General features: G+C 72.5%; 13 protein-coding genes. 2 read left to right on the top strand and 11 right to left on the bottom strand.

All coding sequences use genetic code 11. The features are described from left to right. Nucleotides 1-203: 203 nt before the first annotated feature. On the bottom strand, nt 204-1,631 hold the full coding sequence (locus tag ACVGV0_RS16780) for a selenium-binding protein SBP56-related protein (RefSeq protein ID WP_459156631.1): 1,428 nt from the start codon (nt 1,629-1,631) through the stop codon (nt 204-206). A gap of 325 nt (nt 1,632-1,956) precedes the next feature. Next, on the bottom strand, nt 1,957-3,393 hold the full coding sequence (gene yczR / locus ACVGV0_RS16775; RefSeq protein ID WP_459156630.1) for a MocR-like transcription factor YczR: 1,437 nt from the start codon (nt 3,391-3,393) through the stop codon (nt 1,957-1,959). Nucleotides 3,394-3,532: 139 nt separating this feature from the next. Here yczR and yczE point away from each other — a divergent pair, with 139 nt between their 5' ends. Then, the gene (yczE, locus tag ACVGV0_RS16770) at nt 3,533-4,105 is read left to right on the top strand and encodes a membrane protein YczE (RefSeq protein ID WP_459156629.1); all 573 of its coding nucleotides are present in this window, start codon (nt 3,533-3,535) and stop codon (nt 4,103-4,105) included. Between the two features lie 76 nt (nt 4,106-4,181). Then, on the top strand, nt 4,182-4,985 hold the full coding sequence (locus ACVGV0_RS16765; protein WP_459156628.1) for an SAM-dependent methyltransferase: 804 nt from the start codon (nt 4,182-4,184) through the stop codon (nt 4,983-4,985). Nucleotide 4,986: 1 nt separating this feature from the next. Here the strand turns inward: ACVGV0_RS16765 and ACVGV0_RS16760 are convergent, their stop codons facing one another. The 9 genes from ACVGV0_RS16760 to ACVGV0_RS16720 all read right to left on the bottom strand — a co-directional run bounded on the left by ACVGV0_RS16760 (nt 4,987) and on the right by ACVGV0_RS16720 (nt 14,191). Further along, the gene (locus tag ACVGV0_RS16760) at nt 4,987-5,250 is read right to left on the bottom strand and encodes a hypothetical protein (RefSeq protein WP_459156627.1); all 264 of its coding nucleotides are present in this window, start codon (nt 5,248-5,250) and stop codon (nt 4,987-4,989) included. Beyond that, nucleotides 5,238-5,693 carry a hypothetical protein gene (locus tag ACVGV0_RS16755; protein ID WP_459156626.1) on the bottom strand — a complete coding sequence of 152 codons (456 nt, stop codon included), beginning with the start codon at nt 5,691-5,693 and terminating at the stop codon, nt 5,238-5,240. The genes ACVGV0_RS16760 and ACVGV0_RS16755 overlap by 13 nt, the downstream gene beginning before the upstream one ends. A gap of 302 nt (nt 5,694-5,995) precedes the next feature. Next, on the bottom strand, nt 5,996-6,871 hold the full coding sequence (locus ACVGV0_RS16750) for an NAD(P)H-binding protein (RefSeq protein ID WP_459156625.1): 876 nt from the start codon (nt 6,869-6,871) through the stop codon (nt 5,996-5,998). A 225-nt stretch (nt 6,872-7,096) separates the two neighbouring features. Further along, on the bottom strand, nt 7,097-7,564 hold the full coding sequence (locus ACVGV0_RS16745) for a hypothetical protein (protein ID WP_459156624.1): 468 nt from the start codon (nt 7,562-7,564) through the stop codon (nt 7,097-7,099). A 220-nt stretch (nt 7,565-7,784) separates the two neighbouring features. Beyond that, on the bottom strand, nt 7,785-9,209 hold the full coding sequence (locus ACVGV0_RS16740) for a rhamnulokinase (RefSeq protein ID WP_459156623.1): 1,425 nt from the start codon (nt 9,207-9,209) through the stop codon (nt 7,785-7,787). An 11-nt stretch (nt 9,210-9,220) separates the two neighbouring features. Further along, entirely contained in the window at nt 9,221-11,266 is a 2,046-nt protein-coding gene (locus ACVGV0_RS16735) for a bifunctional aldolase/short-chain dehydrogenase (RefSeq protein WP_459156622.1), read from the bottom strand. A gap of 68 nt (nt 11,267-11,334) precedes the next feature. Next, complete coding sequence (rhaI, locus tag ACVGV0_RS16730; RefSeq protein WP_459156621.1) at nt 11,335-12,510, bottom strand: L-rhamnose isomerase; 1,176 nt, start codon at nt 12,508-12,510, stop codon at nt 11,335-11,337. Further along, nucleotides 12,507-12,890 (bottom strand): L-rhamnose mutarotase, encoded by a 384-nt coding sequence (locus tag ACVGV0_RS16725; protein ID WP_459156620.1) that lies wholly within the window; start codon nt 12,888-12,890, stop codon nt 12,507-12,509. Before ACVGV0_RS16725 ends, rhaI begins: the two co-directional genes overlap by 4 nt. Beyond that, complete coding sequence (locus ACVGV0_RS16720) at nt 12,887-14,191, bottom strand: MFS transporter (protein WP_459156619.1); 1,305 nt, start codon at nt 14,189-14,191, stop codon at nt 12,887-12,889. Before ACVGV0_RS16720 ends, ACVGV0_RS16725 begins: the two co-directional genes overlap by 4 nt. Nucleotides 14,192-14,308 lie beyond the last annotated feature (117 nt).

The raw sequence follows: 14,308 nt of genomic DNA, 5'->3' as shown, positions 1-14,308 counted from the left end.
CTTGACGGAGGAGTCAGGTATCCGCCCGAGCTGCTCCTCCAACGCAGCAGCTCACGAGTGCCACGGAAGGCGAAATTTCCTCGCGAACAGCGTGATTCGCTCCTCCCTTCGCTCGATCGCGTGGGGATGGTTTGTGCTCTACCCGTGTGGGGATAACTCACAATTTTCATGAAAATTGCGCTCTCTGGAACGAGTCCAGAAAATCAGGAGGGATCCCCGCTGAAGCAGTAGGAGTCGGAGGAAGCGTCCCCGCCCTCGAGCCGGACCTGGTGCACCCGCAGTCCACCGAAGTCCGAACCGCGCAGGAAGAACCGCCGGTCCGGGACGAGCCCACCGCCGCCGTCCGGGTCCGTGTCGATCTTGGCCATCCAGGCGCCCACGCCGTCCGGGTAGAACTGGTCGTCCCACGCTCCGTACAGCGAGTTCGTCAGGTAGATCCGCCTCCCGTCGCGGCTGACCTCCACCATCTGCGCTCCGCCGGACAGCGGCTCGGAGGGGGCGGCCGGGTGGGCGGCGCGGTCGACGATGCCGCCGAGCCGGACCGATCCCGTCTGGCGCGGATGCGCCGGATCGGTGACGTCGAACTGCTTGAGCTCGCCCGTTCCCCAGCAGGAGACGTACAGGAACCGGTCGTCGACGGAGAGGTTGATGTCGGTCACCAGCGGTGGAACCGCGCCGAACGGGCGCAGCAGGGGCGGCAGGGCGTCGACCTCGGCGGGTTCGGCCGGGATCGTGATCACCTTCTCGGCGCGCCACTGCGCGCCGTCGCGGTACCAGCGCCAGACCGAGGCCGAGAGGTCCTCGGTGCTGATCACGACCCCGGCGAAACCCCACGTGGCGTCCGGGTCGTGCGAGGGGCGCAGCTCGAGCACCATCTGGTGCTGTTCGCCCAGGTCGACGCGCTGCTCGTGGCGTCCTCCGGCGAGGTCCCAGAAGTGCAGCGCGTGGCCGTACTCGTTGCCGAGCAGCTGTTCGGCGACCACGCCGTCCTCGATCATCGACGGAGTCCCCCACTCGCTGCTGATCAGCGTGTTCCGGTTCAGGTGCCACCACGCGTCGTAGGCCAGGTACTGCGGCCCGCGGTCGGTTTCCCACGAGCGCAGGACCTCGAACGTGTCGTGGTCGAGTACGGCGATCCCGCCGGGGCCCTCGGACCCGTCGGCCGCGCCGAGGCACGACAGCAGGATGCCCTCCGGTCCGCAGTGGAGGGTGTGCGGCCGTGAGTAGCCGGCCTTCGAGGCGAGCTCGGCGGCCGGAACGGTGCGGCTCAACCGGGGCTGCCGCGGATCCGGACGGGTGTCGAAGACGTGGATGTCGGAGGAGCGCAGCCCGGGGAGCAGCAGGTACCGCCGTTGTAGTCCGTCCGAGTGGTGTCCGGCGTGGGCGAGAGCACTGCTGCAGGCGTTCCACCCGAAGTGGTGCAGTTCGCCCCCGTGCGTCGGCAGCTCCGACCGGCCGACGACGCGGCCGTACTCCGGCGCGGACGGATCGGTGCCGATCACGAACAGCGCGTCCGGCTGCTGCGCCGCGCGGTCGAAACCGACCACGTAGGCGAGGGTTTCGGCCGGACCCGAGATGGCTTCGCGCGCGCTGCGGTAGAACGTCGGGTCGATGTCTGCGGAGTGGTTCATCGGAGCTCCTCGGTCAGCGGCTACCACCCCCAGCCTCCCACGGTTGCGCCGCTGTCGAGACGTGGCGCACATCGTGGGACGCCCGACCTGCTGCACCTCCCCGGCAGGACCGCGGGGACACCGGAGACCACCTGCGATCCCCCGGCCCGGAGGCGTGGGAAGCGGTGCTCGGTGACCCCCGCACCGGGGGAAGCGCTCCGTTCCACCGGGTCCTGCCTGCCGGGCCGCCTCACGGGGCCGCCCACCGGCCCGCTCACCGGGCCTGTCCACCGAGGCCTGTTCCGCTGGTGGACGGGTCCGCCGCGACCGCGCGCACTCCGCGGTGTCAGACGACGTGCGGGCTTCCCGCTCCGTGCCGCCCCGCACCGGCGATCGAGGCGGCCGCGAGCGCGAGGCGCGGGACGGCCTGCCGCAACGTGTCCGGCGGGAGCGAGAAGGGGAGCCGGAGCGCCCGCTCCAGCCCGCCGTGCACGCCGAACCGGGACCCCGGAACCAGGCGGAGCCCGTGGTTCTCGGCCGCCACCGCGAGCCGGGTGGACACGGGCTCGTCGAGCTCGCACGACAGGGAGAGCCCTCCGGGAGGTGCGGTGATCGTCCACTGCGGACAGTGCTGGTGCAGTTCCGCCACCAGGATGTCGCGGCGGCGCGCGAATTCGGTGCGCCGGTCGCGCATCGCGTTCCCGTCGTGGGCGAGGAGCTCGGCGAGGACGAGCTGTTCCAGCGCGGGGGAGCCGAGGTCCACGGTCGCCCTCGTCGCGAGGAGCCGTTCCACCAGGTTTTCCGGCGCCCGCAGCCAGCCCAGCCGCAGCCCGCCCCAGTGCGACTTGCTGGCCGAGCCGATCGCGATGACGTTCCCCGGTGCGTACGCGGCCAACGGCAACGGGGCTTCTCCGGGGGCTCCGCTGAAGTCGAACTCGACCATCGTCTCGTCGGCGACCGCGACCGTGCCGGTGGCAGCCAGGGCCTCCCCCACCTGCTGCCGGCCCTCCGCGCCCATGCGCATCCCCGTGGGGTTCTGGAAGTCGGGGATGAGGTAGGCCAACGACGGTCGCGTCTGGCGCAGTCCCGCGGTGATCGCGTCGATCCACCCGTCCTCGCCGTGCACCGGCGCCGGCACCGCGATCGCGTTGCGCGCCCGCACGGCGTCGAGCGCGTTCGGGTAGGTGGGCTGCTCGGTCAGGACGCGTTCCCCGGGGTGCACGAGCGTGTGCAGGATCCAGACGAAGCCGGCGTGCCCGCCGGAGGAGACGAGGATCTCCGCCGGCTTCGTCGGCAACCCCCGCGCCGTGTAGCGCTGGGCGAGCTGCTCGCGCAGTTCGCCCACCCCACGTTCGAAGTAGCCGGTACCGCCGAGCAGCTCCGGCAGCCGGGCCCGCGCCGCGTCCACGGCGGGGACGAATCCGGGGACCGCTTCCGGGGCCGCCCGGGCGAAGTCGATCAGCTCCTCCGCGGCCGCCGCTTCCCGCGGGCGCCCGGGAGCGGGCGGGGAGACCCAGGAGCCTGCGCCGCGGCGGCTCGTCACGAGCCCCTCCTCGCGGAGCGCGTCCAGCGTTCTGCTGATCAGCGTCCGGCTCGCGCCCAGCGCTTCGGCCAGCTCGCGTTCCGCGGGCAGCTGCGTACCCACCGGCAGCTTGCCGTCGAGCACCTGCAACCGGATCGCCGCCGAGAGGTCGTCGACGGCGCGGCGGTTCCCCGAGTTCCGCCACTCGCCGAGCAGCGCCGCGATCCGCCTGCCCGAGATCTGCACACCACGAGTCGCCATGAAAACCAATATATCAATATTGGCTCTCGAATCGAATTCCAATCCTTGCCAACATGCTCCCATGCTTCGTCCTCCCCGCAGACCAGCGAGGTCCTACTCACTCCACCCCGCATCGATCACGAGCGATCCGTGGCGCCGGTTGCCGCAGCTGTTCGCGGGGCTGGCGCTGTACGGCGCGAGCCAGGCGCTCATGATCCGCGGGCAGCTCGGGCTCGGCCCCTGGGACGCGCTGCACGCGGGGCTGAGCGAGAAGCTCGGGCTCAACTTCGGGGTGACGGTGATCCTCGTCAGCGTCGCCGTCCTCGTGCTGTGGATCCCGCTGCGGCAGCGCATCGGCGTGGGCACGGTGGCGAACACCGTGTGCGTCGGCCTCGCGGCCGACGCCGCGCTGGCGCTGATCCCGCCGGTGGCCGCGTTGGGGCCGCGGATCGCCCTGCTCGTCGCGGGGGTCGTGCTCAACGGCATCGCGACGGCGTACTACATCGGCGCCCGGCTCGGGCCGGGTGCCAGGGACGGACTGATGACCGGGCTCGCCGAGCGCACCGGTGCGTCGCTCCGGCTGGTCCGCACCCTGATCGAGATCACCGTGCTGGCCGCGGGATGGCTGCTGGGCGGGACGGTCGGCGTCGGCACCGCGCTGTACGCGGTGGCGATCGGACCGGTGGCGCAGTTCGCCATGCCGCACGTGGTCTGGCGGGAACGGCGGGTGTGACGCCGCGGCGGGGGAGAGCCCTTCGCAACGGGCCCGCCGTGTGCCACCCTTCCGCGGGAAGAACGGAGGGGAGCGCATGGGTGCGGAGGGGCAGCAGGAGTTCGGCGAGATCGACGTCGAAACGCCGAACGCGGCGCGGATGTACGACTACTACCTCGGCGGGTCGCACAACTTCGGCGCCGACCGGGAAGCCGCCGAACGGGCCGTGGAGATCACACCGGCGATGCTCCCGGGCGCGCGGGCCAACCGGGCGTTCCTGCAGCGCGCGGTGCGCTTCTGCCTGGAACGGGGCGTGCGGCAGTTCCTCGACCTCGGCTCGGGGATCCCCACGGTGGGTCACGTGCACGAGATCGCGCACGCCCGCGACCCGCGGGCCCGCGTGGCCTACGTCGACAGCGATCCCGTGGCGGTGGCGCACACCCGGCAGATCCTCGGTGACGCGGACGCGGCCACGATGACGCAGGCGGACCTGCGCCGTCCCGCGGACGTCCTCGCCGCCCCCGGCGTCAGCGGCTTCCTCGACTTCGAGGAACCGGTGGCCGTGCTCCTCGTCGCGGTGCTGCACTTCATCGGCGACGACGAGCGCCCCGCGGAGGTGGTGCAGGCCTACCGCCGCGCGGTCGTTCCGGGCAGCTTCCTGGCCGTCTCGCACATCACCGACCACTACGACGACCCGGAGCGCGTCGACGAGATCGACCGGCTGTACCGGAAGACCAGCCACCGGGCCAACCACCGCTCGGTCGAGGAGTTCCGGGCGCTGCTCGGCGATCTCGCGCTGGTCGACCCCGGTCTGGTGCACGCCACCGAGTGGCGCCCGGAGCCGGATCCGGTGCCCGAGGCCGCCCGCACCGCGTTCTGGGCCGCCGTCGGCCGGTGCTGACTCACCGCCGCGCGGCGCGCGAGAGGGCGGTCGCCGCCTCGGCGGTGGAGTCCAGGAGCTCGTCGGGAACACCCGGTTCCGCCGGTTCCGCCTCGGCGAGGAACACGGTCCTGCGCTCGCGGTGCGAGTCGTAGTGGTGCCCGGTGAAGCGGGGGTGCGGCAGGACGGCGCGGACATCGCCGGTGCCGTGCCGGTCGATGAGGCCCTTGAACTCGACCGCGTCCCACGTGGACCGGAAGCGCACCCGCGAGGTCAGCACCGACATCGAGCCGCCGTCGTAGGACACCCGGAACTGCCGCGGTGCACACCGCGGCAGGGGTTCTCGATGAGGAACTCCTGCACCTGGCCGTAGGTGAAAGTGACGCACTCCGCGGGTTCCTGCGCGGTGCGCCGCGTCTTCTGCCCCCGGCGCAGGCCGAGGCGCTGCCAGGCCTTCTGCGATTTGCCGCGCCGGGCCGTCTTCTTCGCCGATCGTAGGTTCGTGCGCGCCTGCTGCACGATCTGCGACTCCGCCTGCGACAGCGCCGAGGAGCCGACCGTCCCGCCGACCGAGCTGCCGAGGCCACCCGCGCCGCCGGCGTACAGCACGAACCCGCCGAGCAATGCGCCGGCGACGACTTTGCTCCTTCCGCTTCCCTTCGGTTCATGAATCGGGTGGGACTTCCCGTTGCGATTCTTGGCCCAGCCGAGGATCTTCGAGTCCGCCACGAATCCCCCGAGCGCTGCGCTTCGTGATCATCTCCCCAGTTCGGCGGGAGAGCCTCGCGGACGCAGCCGGCGGACGATACCGCCGATCCGGTGATTCCGGGCGGATCGGTGTCCCGCGTGCTCGTGGAGAGCAGCATCGACCGCGCACCCGCCACGCGGCCGCGCCGGCGGAGGCCGGTGCGCGCGCGCCCCGACCGGCGGCGGAACCGGGCCGGGGCGTGCGTCGGCGATGCGCGGCGGTCGGTCGGCGGAGCCGGAGCGGCCGGGCCGAGCGGTCGGCGCCGGTGCTGCCCCGCGGCACGTCACCGCGCCGTCTTGCGCTCGGGCCACCAACCGGCCTCGACCACGGGGGTGGCCGGGTGGCCGGTCAACCGGGGCACGACGTCGGTCACGCGGTCCAGCTCGCCGCCGGCGATGGCCTGGTACCAGGTGATCCACGCTTCGATCTGCTCGCCGCTGATGCCGAGGTGCCACCGCCGCGCGAACGCCTCCTCGAGGGATTCGTCGACGAAGTGGTACGGCTCGCCGGTCGCCTCGGCGATCCGCGCGACGCCCTCCTCGAGGGTGAGCGATTCGGGGCCGGTCACCTCGAGGACCTCCCCGTCGTGCTCCGGGCTGTCGTCGAGCGCCACGTTCGCGATCGCCTCGGCGATGTCGTCGTGGGTGACGAAGGCGACCCGGCCCGCGCCGCCCGGCCCGCGCACGGCCATGCCCTCGTCCGCGAGAGCGGCCGGGGTGGAGGCGTAGATCCCGGAGCGGAAGATCGTGTGCCGCACGCCGGAACCGGCCAGGAACTGCTCGGTCAACCAGTGGTCCCGCGCGTTGCGGTAGGTCGCGGTGGGCGCCGCGCCGATCAGCGAGACGTACAGCACGCGGTCGACGCCGACTTCCATGCCGGCGCGCACCGCGGCGGCGTGCTCCTCGAGGCGCTTGCCCGTCGGGTGCGAGGAGATCAGCACGAGCGTGGAGGCGCCCTCCAGCGCTGCGCGCATCGCCGGCTCGTCGTCGTACACCGCCGGACCGCGGACCTCGGCACCGGGCAGCTCGGGCACCCGGGACGGGGTCCGCGACAAGAGCAGCTGCGGCGCCCCGCGGTCGGCGAGGCGTGCCGCGATCCGGCTGCCCAGCGCCCCGGTGGCGCCGGTGACCGCCACGGCGGTGCGGTCCTGCTGGGACATGTTCGCTCCTCTCGCTCGGGGTGCGATGCGATCCCGCGCGTCGCGAACGCATCACCCCGAGGGTAGGTGAGCGGTCGCGGGCGGTCGCCGCGGTCGGGGAGAGGTGCGACACCCCGGCGGCTCGCGCCTCGGCGCGCACGAGCTGGAAGCTCCGCAGTGGACGCTCGGGGCGCGGTCAGCGGCGGTGTCCCGCACCGTCCACAGTGATCGCCGGAGTGAGCCCGATCACGCGCTGTTCCCCCGCCGCGCCTCCGAAGCACCGCCCGAGCCCCCGCGGCAGCGCCCGCGCCAGTACTCGATGCTGTCGGAAGCAGCGGCCAGCGCGCGGCAGTACGCCTTCGCCGCCTCCCAGAAGGTCGGCGTGGCACGTTCGGGGAGCTCTCGGCGGTGCGCGCACGACGGCGCGTCGGCGTGGCCGAGGACCCGAGCGAGCTCGACGAGGGACTGGCGGGGCCAGGTGCGCAGTTCCTCCCAGGGGCGAGCGGGCGCGGGGATGCTCTCCTGCGTCAGGTGGACCCACCCGCCGTTCGAGGACTTGATGACGCGGCGGGCACGGGGGGCGGTCCGCTCGTCCGCCGGATGCACCCGGACGGTGCCGACCGCGTCGTCCAGGGGGTCGCCGTCGTGCGGTGGACGTCGACGGCTTCCCGGGTCGCGCTCGCTCGTCGTTCCACCGCGGTCCTGGCCGATCATCCTGCTTCCTCCGTTCCGGCGCGGTGGTGCGCCGAACAGGACCGCGCCGCTGCCAGGATGATCGATCGCGCCGACGGTGCCGAGCCGCTGATCGCGTGGTACTTGCGGCGTTCGCGGGAAGCCGGGGCCATCCCGCGGAGGCCGGGGCCCTCCCGGTACCGCGCCACCCGGAAACCGCGCGAAACCGCGCGGAATCCGAGTGCCCCGGCACCGGCCGGGTTCACCGCGCGCCGGGGCGCGGTGCGTAGCGTTGCAGGTCGAACACGCGCCGCACGTGGGAGCGCAGCGCCTCCAGGCTGCCGGACAGCAGGCCGGCGGCGCGGGCCTGCACCAGCACGTTGCCGAGCGCGGTGGCCTCCACCGGCCCGGCGACGACCTCGCGTCCCGCGCGGTCGGCGGTGAGCTGGCACAGCAGCGCGTTCTGCGCGCCCCCGCCGACGAGGTGCACTGTGGACACAGTACGTCCGGTGAGGTGTTCGACGGTGTCGAGCGATTCGGCGTAGGCGGCGGCGAGGCTCTCCAGGATCGAGCGCACGCACTCGGCGCGGCTGCGCGGAACCCTGCGGCCGTGCTCGTCCAACCACGCCGCGATGCGCGACGGGACGTCCCCGGGCGGCAGGAACCGGGCGTCGTTCGGGTCGAACACGCCGACCTCGCCGTCGGGAACCGCGGCCGCCGCGGACAGCAGCTCCTCCAGAGAAACCGACGGGTCGCCGCGGCGCCACGTCTCGAGCGACTCGCTCAGCAGCCACAGCCCCATCACGTTGTGCAGGAACCGGATGCGGTCGTCGACGCCGCGCTCGTTGGTGAAGTTGGCCGCCCGGGCCTGTTCGGACAGCACCGGGCTGTCCACCTCCACCCCGACCAGCGACCACGTGCCGCAGGAGACGTAGGCGGCGGACTCGTGCGCGGCCGGCACCGCCACCACCGCCGAGGCGGTGTCGTGCGAGCCCACCACCGTGACCGGAACCGGACCCGTGCCCAACTGCTCGGCGACCTCCCCGGTGAGCGGGCCGAGCTGCTCCCCCGCGTCGACCACCCGCGGCAACATCCCGACGTCGAACCCGAGCCGCTGCAGCAGCGGTTCGGCCCACTCGCCGGTGGTCGCGTCGAGCAGCCCCGTCGTCGACGCGTTCGTGCGCTCGGCGACCTGCCCGCCGGTGAGCCAGTAGCCGAACAGATCCGGCATGAGCAGCAGCCCGTCGGCCGCCTCCAGCAGACCGGTGCTCCGGTCGGCTGCGAGCTGGAACACCGTGTTGAACGGCAGGTGCTGCAGCCCGTTGATCCGGTACAGCTCGGCCGGGCCGATCAGGTGGTGCACGGCCTCGGCCGCCGCGGGGTTGCGCTCGTCGCGGTAGTGCATCGGCGCGGCCAGCATCCGCCCGCTGCGCAGCAGCCCGTAGTCCACGCCCCACGAGTCGACGGCGATGCTGGCCAGTGGCGCCTGCGCTGCGGCCTGCGCCAGCCCGGAGCACATGTCCCGGTACAGCTCCAGCGCGTTCCACTGCAGCCCGTCGCGGGTGCGCACCGGCCGGTTGTCGAACCGCGCCACGGGCTGCAACCGCAGCTCGTCCGGCCCGACGTGGCCGAGCATGACCCGCCCGCTGGTGGCGCCGAGGTCCACCGCGGCGACGGCCTCGCCCATCGAACCTCCCCTCAACGCAGGAACGCGGCGGCCACGCCCGAGTCGACCGGCACGTGCAGGCCCGTGGTGCGGCTGAGATCGCCACCGGTCAGCGCGAACACGGCGTCGGCCACGTTCTCCGGCAGGACCTCGCGCTTGAGCAGCGTCCGCTGGGCGTAGAAGGCGCCGAGCTCCTCCTCCGGCACTCCGTAGTGCGCGGCGCGCTGCGCGCCCCAGCCGCCGGCGAAGATGCCGCTGCCGCGCACCACCCCGTCCGGGTTGACGCCGTTGACGCGGATGCCGTGCTCGCCGAGCTCCGCGGCCAGCAGCCGCACCTGGTGCGCCTGGTCGGCCTTCGTGGCCGAGTAGGCGATGTTGTTGGTGCCGGCGAACACGCCGTTCTTCGACACGACGTAGACCAGGTCGCCGCCGAGCCCCTGCTCGGTCATCACCCGCGCGGATTCGCGGCTGACCAGGAACGAGCCCTTGGCCATCACGTCGTGCTGGCGGTCCCAGTCGGCCTCGGTGGTCTCCAGCAGCGGCTTGGACAGGGACATGCCCGCGTTGTTCACGACCAGGTCGAGCCCGCCGAAGGCCAGCACGGCCTGCCGCACCGCCGCGGCCACCTGCTCCTCGTCGGTGACGTCGGCCCGCGCGCCCGCGGCCACGTCGGTCGAGCCGATCTCCGCGGCCGCCTGCCGGGCCTCGTCCAGGTCCAGATCGGCCACCACGACGTTGGCGCCCTCGCGGGCCAGCCGCTCGGCGGTCGCCTTGCCGATGCCGGAGGCGGCGCCGGTGACCAGCGCGATGCGCCCGGCCAGCGGCTTCGGCGCGGGACGGCGCTTGAGCTTGGCCTCCTCCAGCTCCCAGTACTCGATGCGGAACTTCTCCCGCTCCTCGATGGGGGAGTAGGTCGACAGCGCCTCCGCGCCGCGCATCACGTTGATCGCGTTGACGTAGAACTCGCCGGCCACGCGAGCGGTCTGCTTGTCGGCGCCGTAGCTGAACATGCCCACACCGGGGATCAGCACGATCGCCGGGTCGGCACCCCGCATCGGCGGCGAGTCGGGCTCGGCGTGGCGCTCGTAGTAGGCGGTGTAGTCGGCCCGGTACTGGTCGTGCAGCTCCCGCAGGCGGGCGGTGCACTCCTCGACCGAGGCCGTGGCCGGCAGGTCCAGCACCAGCGGGCGGACCTTGGTGCGCAGGAAGTGGTCGGGGCAGCTGGTGCCGAGCGCGGCCAGCCGCGGGTGCTCGCCGCGGGAGAGGAAGTCGAGCACCTCCTCGCTGTCGGTGAAGTGGCCGACCTGCCGCTTGTCGGTGCTGACCAGGCCGCGCAGGACCGGTGCGAGCGCGGCGGCCTTGGCGCGCCGCTGCTCCTCCGGCAGCGGCTCGTAGCCGTCGAGCACCGGGCCGAACGGTTCCGGCTCACCGTGGCGGGCGATGTAGTCGGCCGCGGTGTCGATGATCCGCAGCGAGTTGCGCTCGCACTCCTCGCTGGTCCCGCCCCAGGCGGTGATGCCGTGCCCGCCGAGGACCGTGCCGACCGCCTGCGGGTTCTGCCGCTTGACCTCGGCGATGTCCTCGCCGAGCTGCCAACCGGGGCGGCGCCACGGGATCCAGACCACTTCGTCGCCGAAGATCCGCCGGGTCAGCTCCGGCCCGTCCGCGGCGGTGGCGATGGCGATGCCGCTGTCCGGGTGCAGGTGGTCCACGTGCGCGGCCTCCACGAGCCCGTGCATCGCGGTGTCGATGGACGGGGCCGCGCCGCCCCTGCCGTGCGTGGTGTGGTCGAACGCGGCCACCATCTCGTCCTCGCGGTCGACGCCGGGGTAGACGTCCGAGAGCGCGCGCAGCCGGTCCAGCCGCAGCACCGCGAGGCCCTGCTCGGTCAGGGTGCCCAGGTCGCCGCCGGAGCCCTTGACCCACAGCAGCTCGACGGGACCGCCGGTGACCGGGTCGACGTCGCTGCCCTTGGCCGAGGCGTTGCCACCGGCGAAGTTGGTGTTCTTCGGCTCGGAGCCGAGCCGGTTGCTCCTGCTGATCAGCTCCCGCTTGACGCGGTCGGCGTCGGAGACCATTCCGTCCTCTCCTCCTGTGCTCGCTGCCGCCGTTCCTCGAACTCCCCGGGTCTCGAACTCCCAGGGCCTCAAGCTCCCCAACCCGCCTGGACCCCGCCGACGCGCGCGTCGGCGAGGTACTGCTGGTGCCCGGATTCGACGTAGGTGCGCATCGGGTCCGCCGGCAGGCCGCGCGAGGCCCGCCACTCGGCCAGCGCCGGGCGGACGTCGGTCTGGAACGCGTCCATGAGGACCTCGTTGGCCCCGAGCACGTCGTGCCGCTGCTGCGCCGCGGCCAGCGCCTCGGTGTCGACCAGCAGCGCGCGGGCGGTCATCTCCTGGACGTTGAGCACCGAGCGGATCTGGCCCGGGATCTTCTCCTCGATGTTGTGGCACTGGTCGAGCATGAAGCGCACCGGCGAGTCCGCGTCGAGGCCACCGCCGGCGATGACCTCGTGCAGGATGCGGAAGAGCTGGAACGGGTCGGCGGCGCCGACGATGAGGTCGTCATCGGCGTAGAACCGGGAGTTGAAGTCGAACGAGCCGAGCCTGCCCAGCCGCAGCAGCTGCATGACGATGAACTCGATGTTGGTGCCCGGTGCGTGGTGCCCGGTGTCCAGGCACGTGAAAGCCCGGTCGCCGAGCGCGCTGACCTGGGCGAACGAGGTCCCCCAGTCGGGCACGTCGGTGTGGTAGAAGGCCGGTTCGAAGAACTTGTACTCCAGCACCAGCCGCTGCTCGGGGCCGAGCCGCGCGTAGATCTCGGCCAGCGACTCGGCCAACCGGTCCTGGCGGGCGCGCATCGAGTCCTGGCCGGGGTAGTTGGTGCCGTCGGCCAGCCAGATCTTCAGGTCGGTCGAGCCGGTGGCGTGCATGATGTCGATGCACCGGAAGTGGTGCTCGATCGCCGTGCGCCGCACGGTCGGATCGGAGTGGGTGAGGCTGCCGAACTTGTAGATCTCGTCCTGGAACGTGTTCGAGTTGATCGTGCCCAGCTGCACGCCGAGGTCTTCGGCGCGGGTGCGCAGCTTCCCGAAGTCGTCCACCTCGTCCCACGGGATGTGCAGCGCCACCCGTGGTGCCAGACCGGTCAGCTCGTGCACCTTCGCCGCGTCGGCGATCTTCTCCTCGGTGCTGCGCGGGGTGCCCGGGGTGCTGAACACCTTGAACCGGGTGCCCGCGTTGCCGAAGGCCCAGCTGGGCAGTTCGATCGACATCCGGGAGAGCGCGCCGGTGATGTCGGCGAAACGGGGCGGGGTGCTCATCGTCCTCCTTCGTCGTCGGAGTTTTCGACGTCCTCGGCGTCGTGCGGACCGGACAGCTGGTCTTCGAGGTGGAAGACCTCCTCCAGCGGCGCCGCGGCCTGATCGGCCCTGCCGCCGGTGTCGACGAACAGGTCGGACATGTGCGCCTCCCAGCGCGCGGCCACGGCGGAGGCGTCGAGGTGGGCCTGGGAACCGGTCACCGACTCGGTCTCGTAGTAGCCGATGAGCAGCCCGTCCTCGCGCAGGAACAGCGAGTAGTTGCGCCGGCCGGAGGCTTCGAGCGCGCGGAGCATCTCCGGCCACACCGCGGCGTGCCGGCGCCGGTACTCCTCGAGGCGGCTCGGGTCGACCTGCAGTTGGAAGCACACGCGCGTGGTCACGACCGGACCTCCGCGGGTTCCTCCTCGGCGGTGGCGGCGCCGTAGCGCTCGCGCTCGATCTGGCGCAGGCTCTTGCCCCGCGTGGCCGGGGACCACACCGTGCCGATGAGCAGAGCGGCCGCGAGCAGCCCCAGGATGAGCAGCCCGAGGCCCCGCAGCCCGATCTCGGCCAGCAGCACCGGGAACCACACGCTGAGCGCCCCCACGAGCACGCGGGAGGACAGGAACAGCACGCCCTGGGCGCTGGCGCGGTACGGGGTGGCGAACAGCTCGCTGGTCCACAGCCCGTAGAAGGCCTGGGCACCGACACCTGCGGAGAGGCCCCAGCCGATGGCGAAGAACAGCATCGTGCCCGTCGTCGGCGGCGCGTAGATCAGCGCGGCCCACGCGGCGATGCCCAGCGCGGCGCCGCCGAAGTACAGCCAGCGGCGGCTGACCCGGTCGGCCAGCAGCATGAACCCGAGGTAGGTGGCCAGGCTGGTGCAGCCCCAGACGAGCACCTGCAGCAGGTACTGCTCGGTCTCCGCGGTGACGCCGGCGGATTCGTACACGCGCGGCTGGAAGATGCCGGTCTGGCCGGCGACCGTGTTCCACAGCGCGTAGACGCCGAAGAGGAACAGCAGCGCGGTGAGGTTGGCCCTCTTGCTGAACAGCGCGCCGAGACCGCTGAGGAAGGAGGCGCGGCCCGGCCGGTCCTGCCGGTCGGTCCACATCCGCGACTCGGGCAGGCCGCGCCGGACCCACCAGGTCACGGCGGCGACGACGAAGAGGTGCGCGAAGATCAGCCGGCTGCCGAGCAGGCCGAGCGGGGCGACGACCACGGCGAGCAGGTAGCCGACCGTCGGACCGATCGACCAGGCGAGCTGGGCGGTGCCCACGTGGGCGGCGCGCTGGCCGGGTGGTGCTTCTTCGGCGATGTAGGTCCACGAGGCGGTGACCCCGGCGCCCACGGCGATGCCGGTGAGCACGAAGCCGGTGAGCAGCATGCCGTAGGAGGCGGCGAAGACCGCCAGCAGCACGCCGAGCATGTACAGCAGCAGGTCGTAGGTGTAGATGAACTTCCGGCCGTAGCGGTCGCAGAGGGGACCGCCGATGGCGGCACCGGCCGCGGCGCCGAAGGCGTTGGCGCTGAGCGAGGCCAGCAGCCCGACGGCGAGGTTGTCCAGGCCGAACCGCTCCTGCCACAGGCTCAGGCTGGTGGCGATCGCGATGATCGAGCCGGCCTCGATGTAGTTCGACATGGCCACGGCGATCGTCGCCCGCCAGCCCGTCGTGGGCTTGCGCCCCGCTCGGACCCCCATCGGTCCTCCCGTCCATCGACGTTGGCGCCCCAGCCTGAGGTGCCCCGCTTGGCCTTAAATCGTTTAAAGAACGGTAAGGGTGGTGCCCCGGGAACACAAGGGTTCGCCCGAAAACGG

This window comes from Salinifilum ghardaiensis, assembly GCF_054491345.1.
Note: the sequence above shows the minus strand (reverse complement) of the source record. Positions and strands in the feature narration are given on the sequence as shown.

What these genes read in the sequence shown, in the direction of transcription:
- ACVGV0_RS16780 (WP_459156631.1), bottom strand. Translation starts at nt 1,631, where the DNA reads ATGAACCACTCCGCAGACATCGACCCGACGTTCTACCGCAGCGCGCGC.
- yczR (WP_459156630.1), bottom strand. Translation starts at nt 3,393, where the DNA reads ATGGCGACTCGTGGTGTGCAGATCTCGGGCAGGCGGATCGCGGCGCTG.
- ACVGV0_RS16765 (WP_459156628.1), top strand. Translation starts at nt 4,182, where the DNA reads ATGGGTGCGGAGGGGCAGCAGGAGTTCGGCGAGATCGACGTCGAAACG.
- ACVGV0_RS16760 (WP_459156627.1), bottom strand. Translation starts at nt 5,250, where the DNA reads ATGTCGGTGCTGACCTCGCGGGTGCGCTTCCGGTCCACGTGGGACGCG.
- ACVGV0_RS16750 (WP_459156625.1), bottom strand. Translation starts at nt 6,871, where the DNA reads ATGTCCCAGCAGGACCGCACCGCCGTGGCGGTCACCGGCGCCACCGGG.
- ACVGV0_RS16745 (WP_459156624.1), bottom strand. Translation starts at nt 7,564, where the DNA reads ATGATCGGCCAGGACCGCGGTGGAACGACGAGCGAGCGCGACCCGGGA.
- ACVGV0_RS16740 (WP_459156623.1), bottom strand. Translation starts at nt 9,209, where the DNA reads ATGGGCGAGGCCGTCGCCGCGGTGGACCTCGGCGCCACCAGCGGGCGG.
- ACVGV0_RS16735 (WP_459156622.1), bottom strand. Translation starts at nt 11,266, where the DNA reads ATGGTCTCCGACGCCGACCGCGTCAAGCGGGAGCTGATCAGCAGGAGC.
- rhaI (WP_459156621.1), bottom strand. Translation starts at nt 12,510, where the DNA reads ATGAGCACCCCGCCCCGTTTCGCCGACATCACCGGCGCGCTCTCCCGG.
- ACVGV0_RS16720 (WP_459156619.1), bottom strand. Translation starts at nt 14,191, where the DNA reads ATGGGGGTCCGAGCGGGGCGCAAGCCCACGACGGGCTGGCGGGCGACG.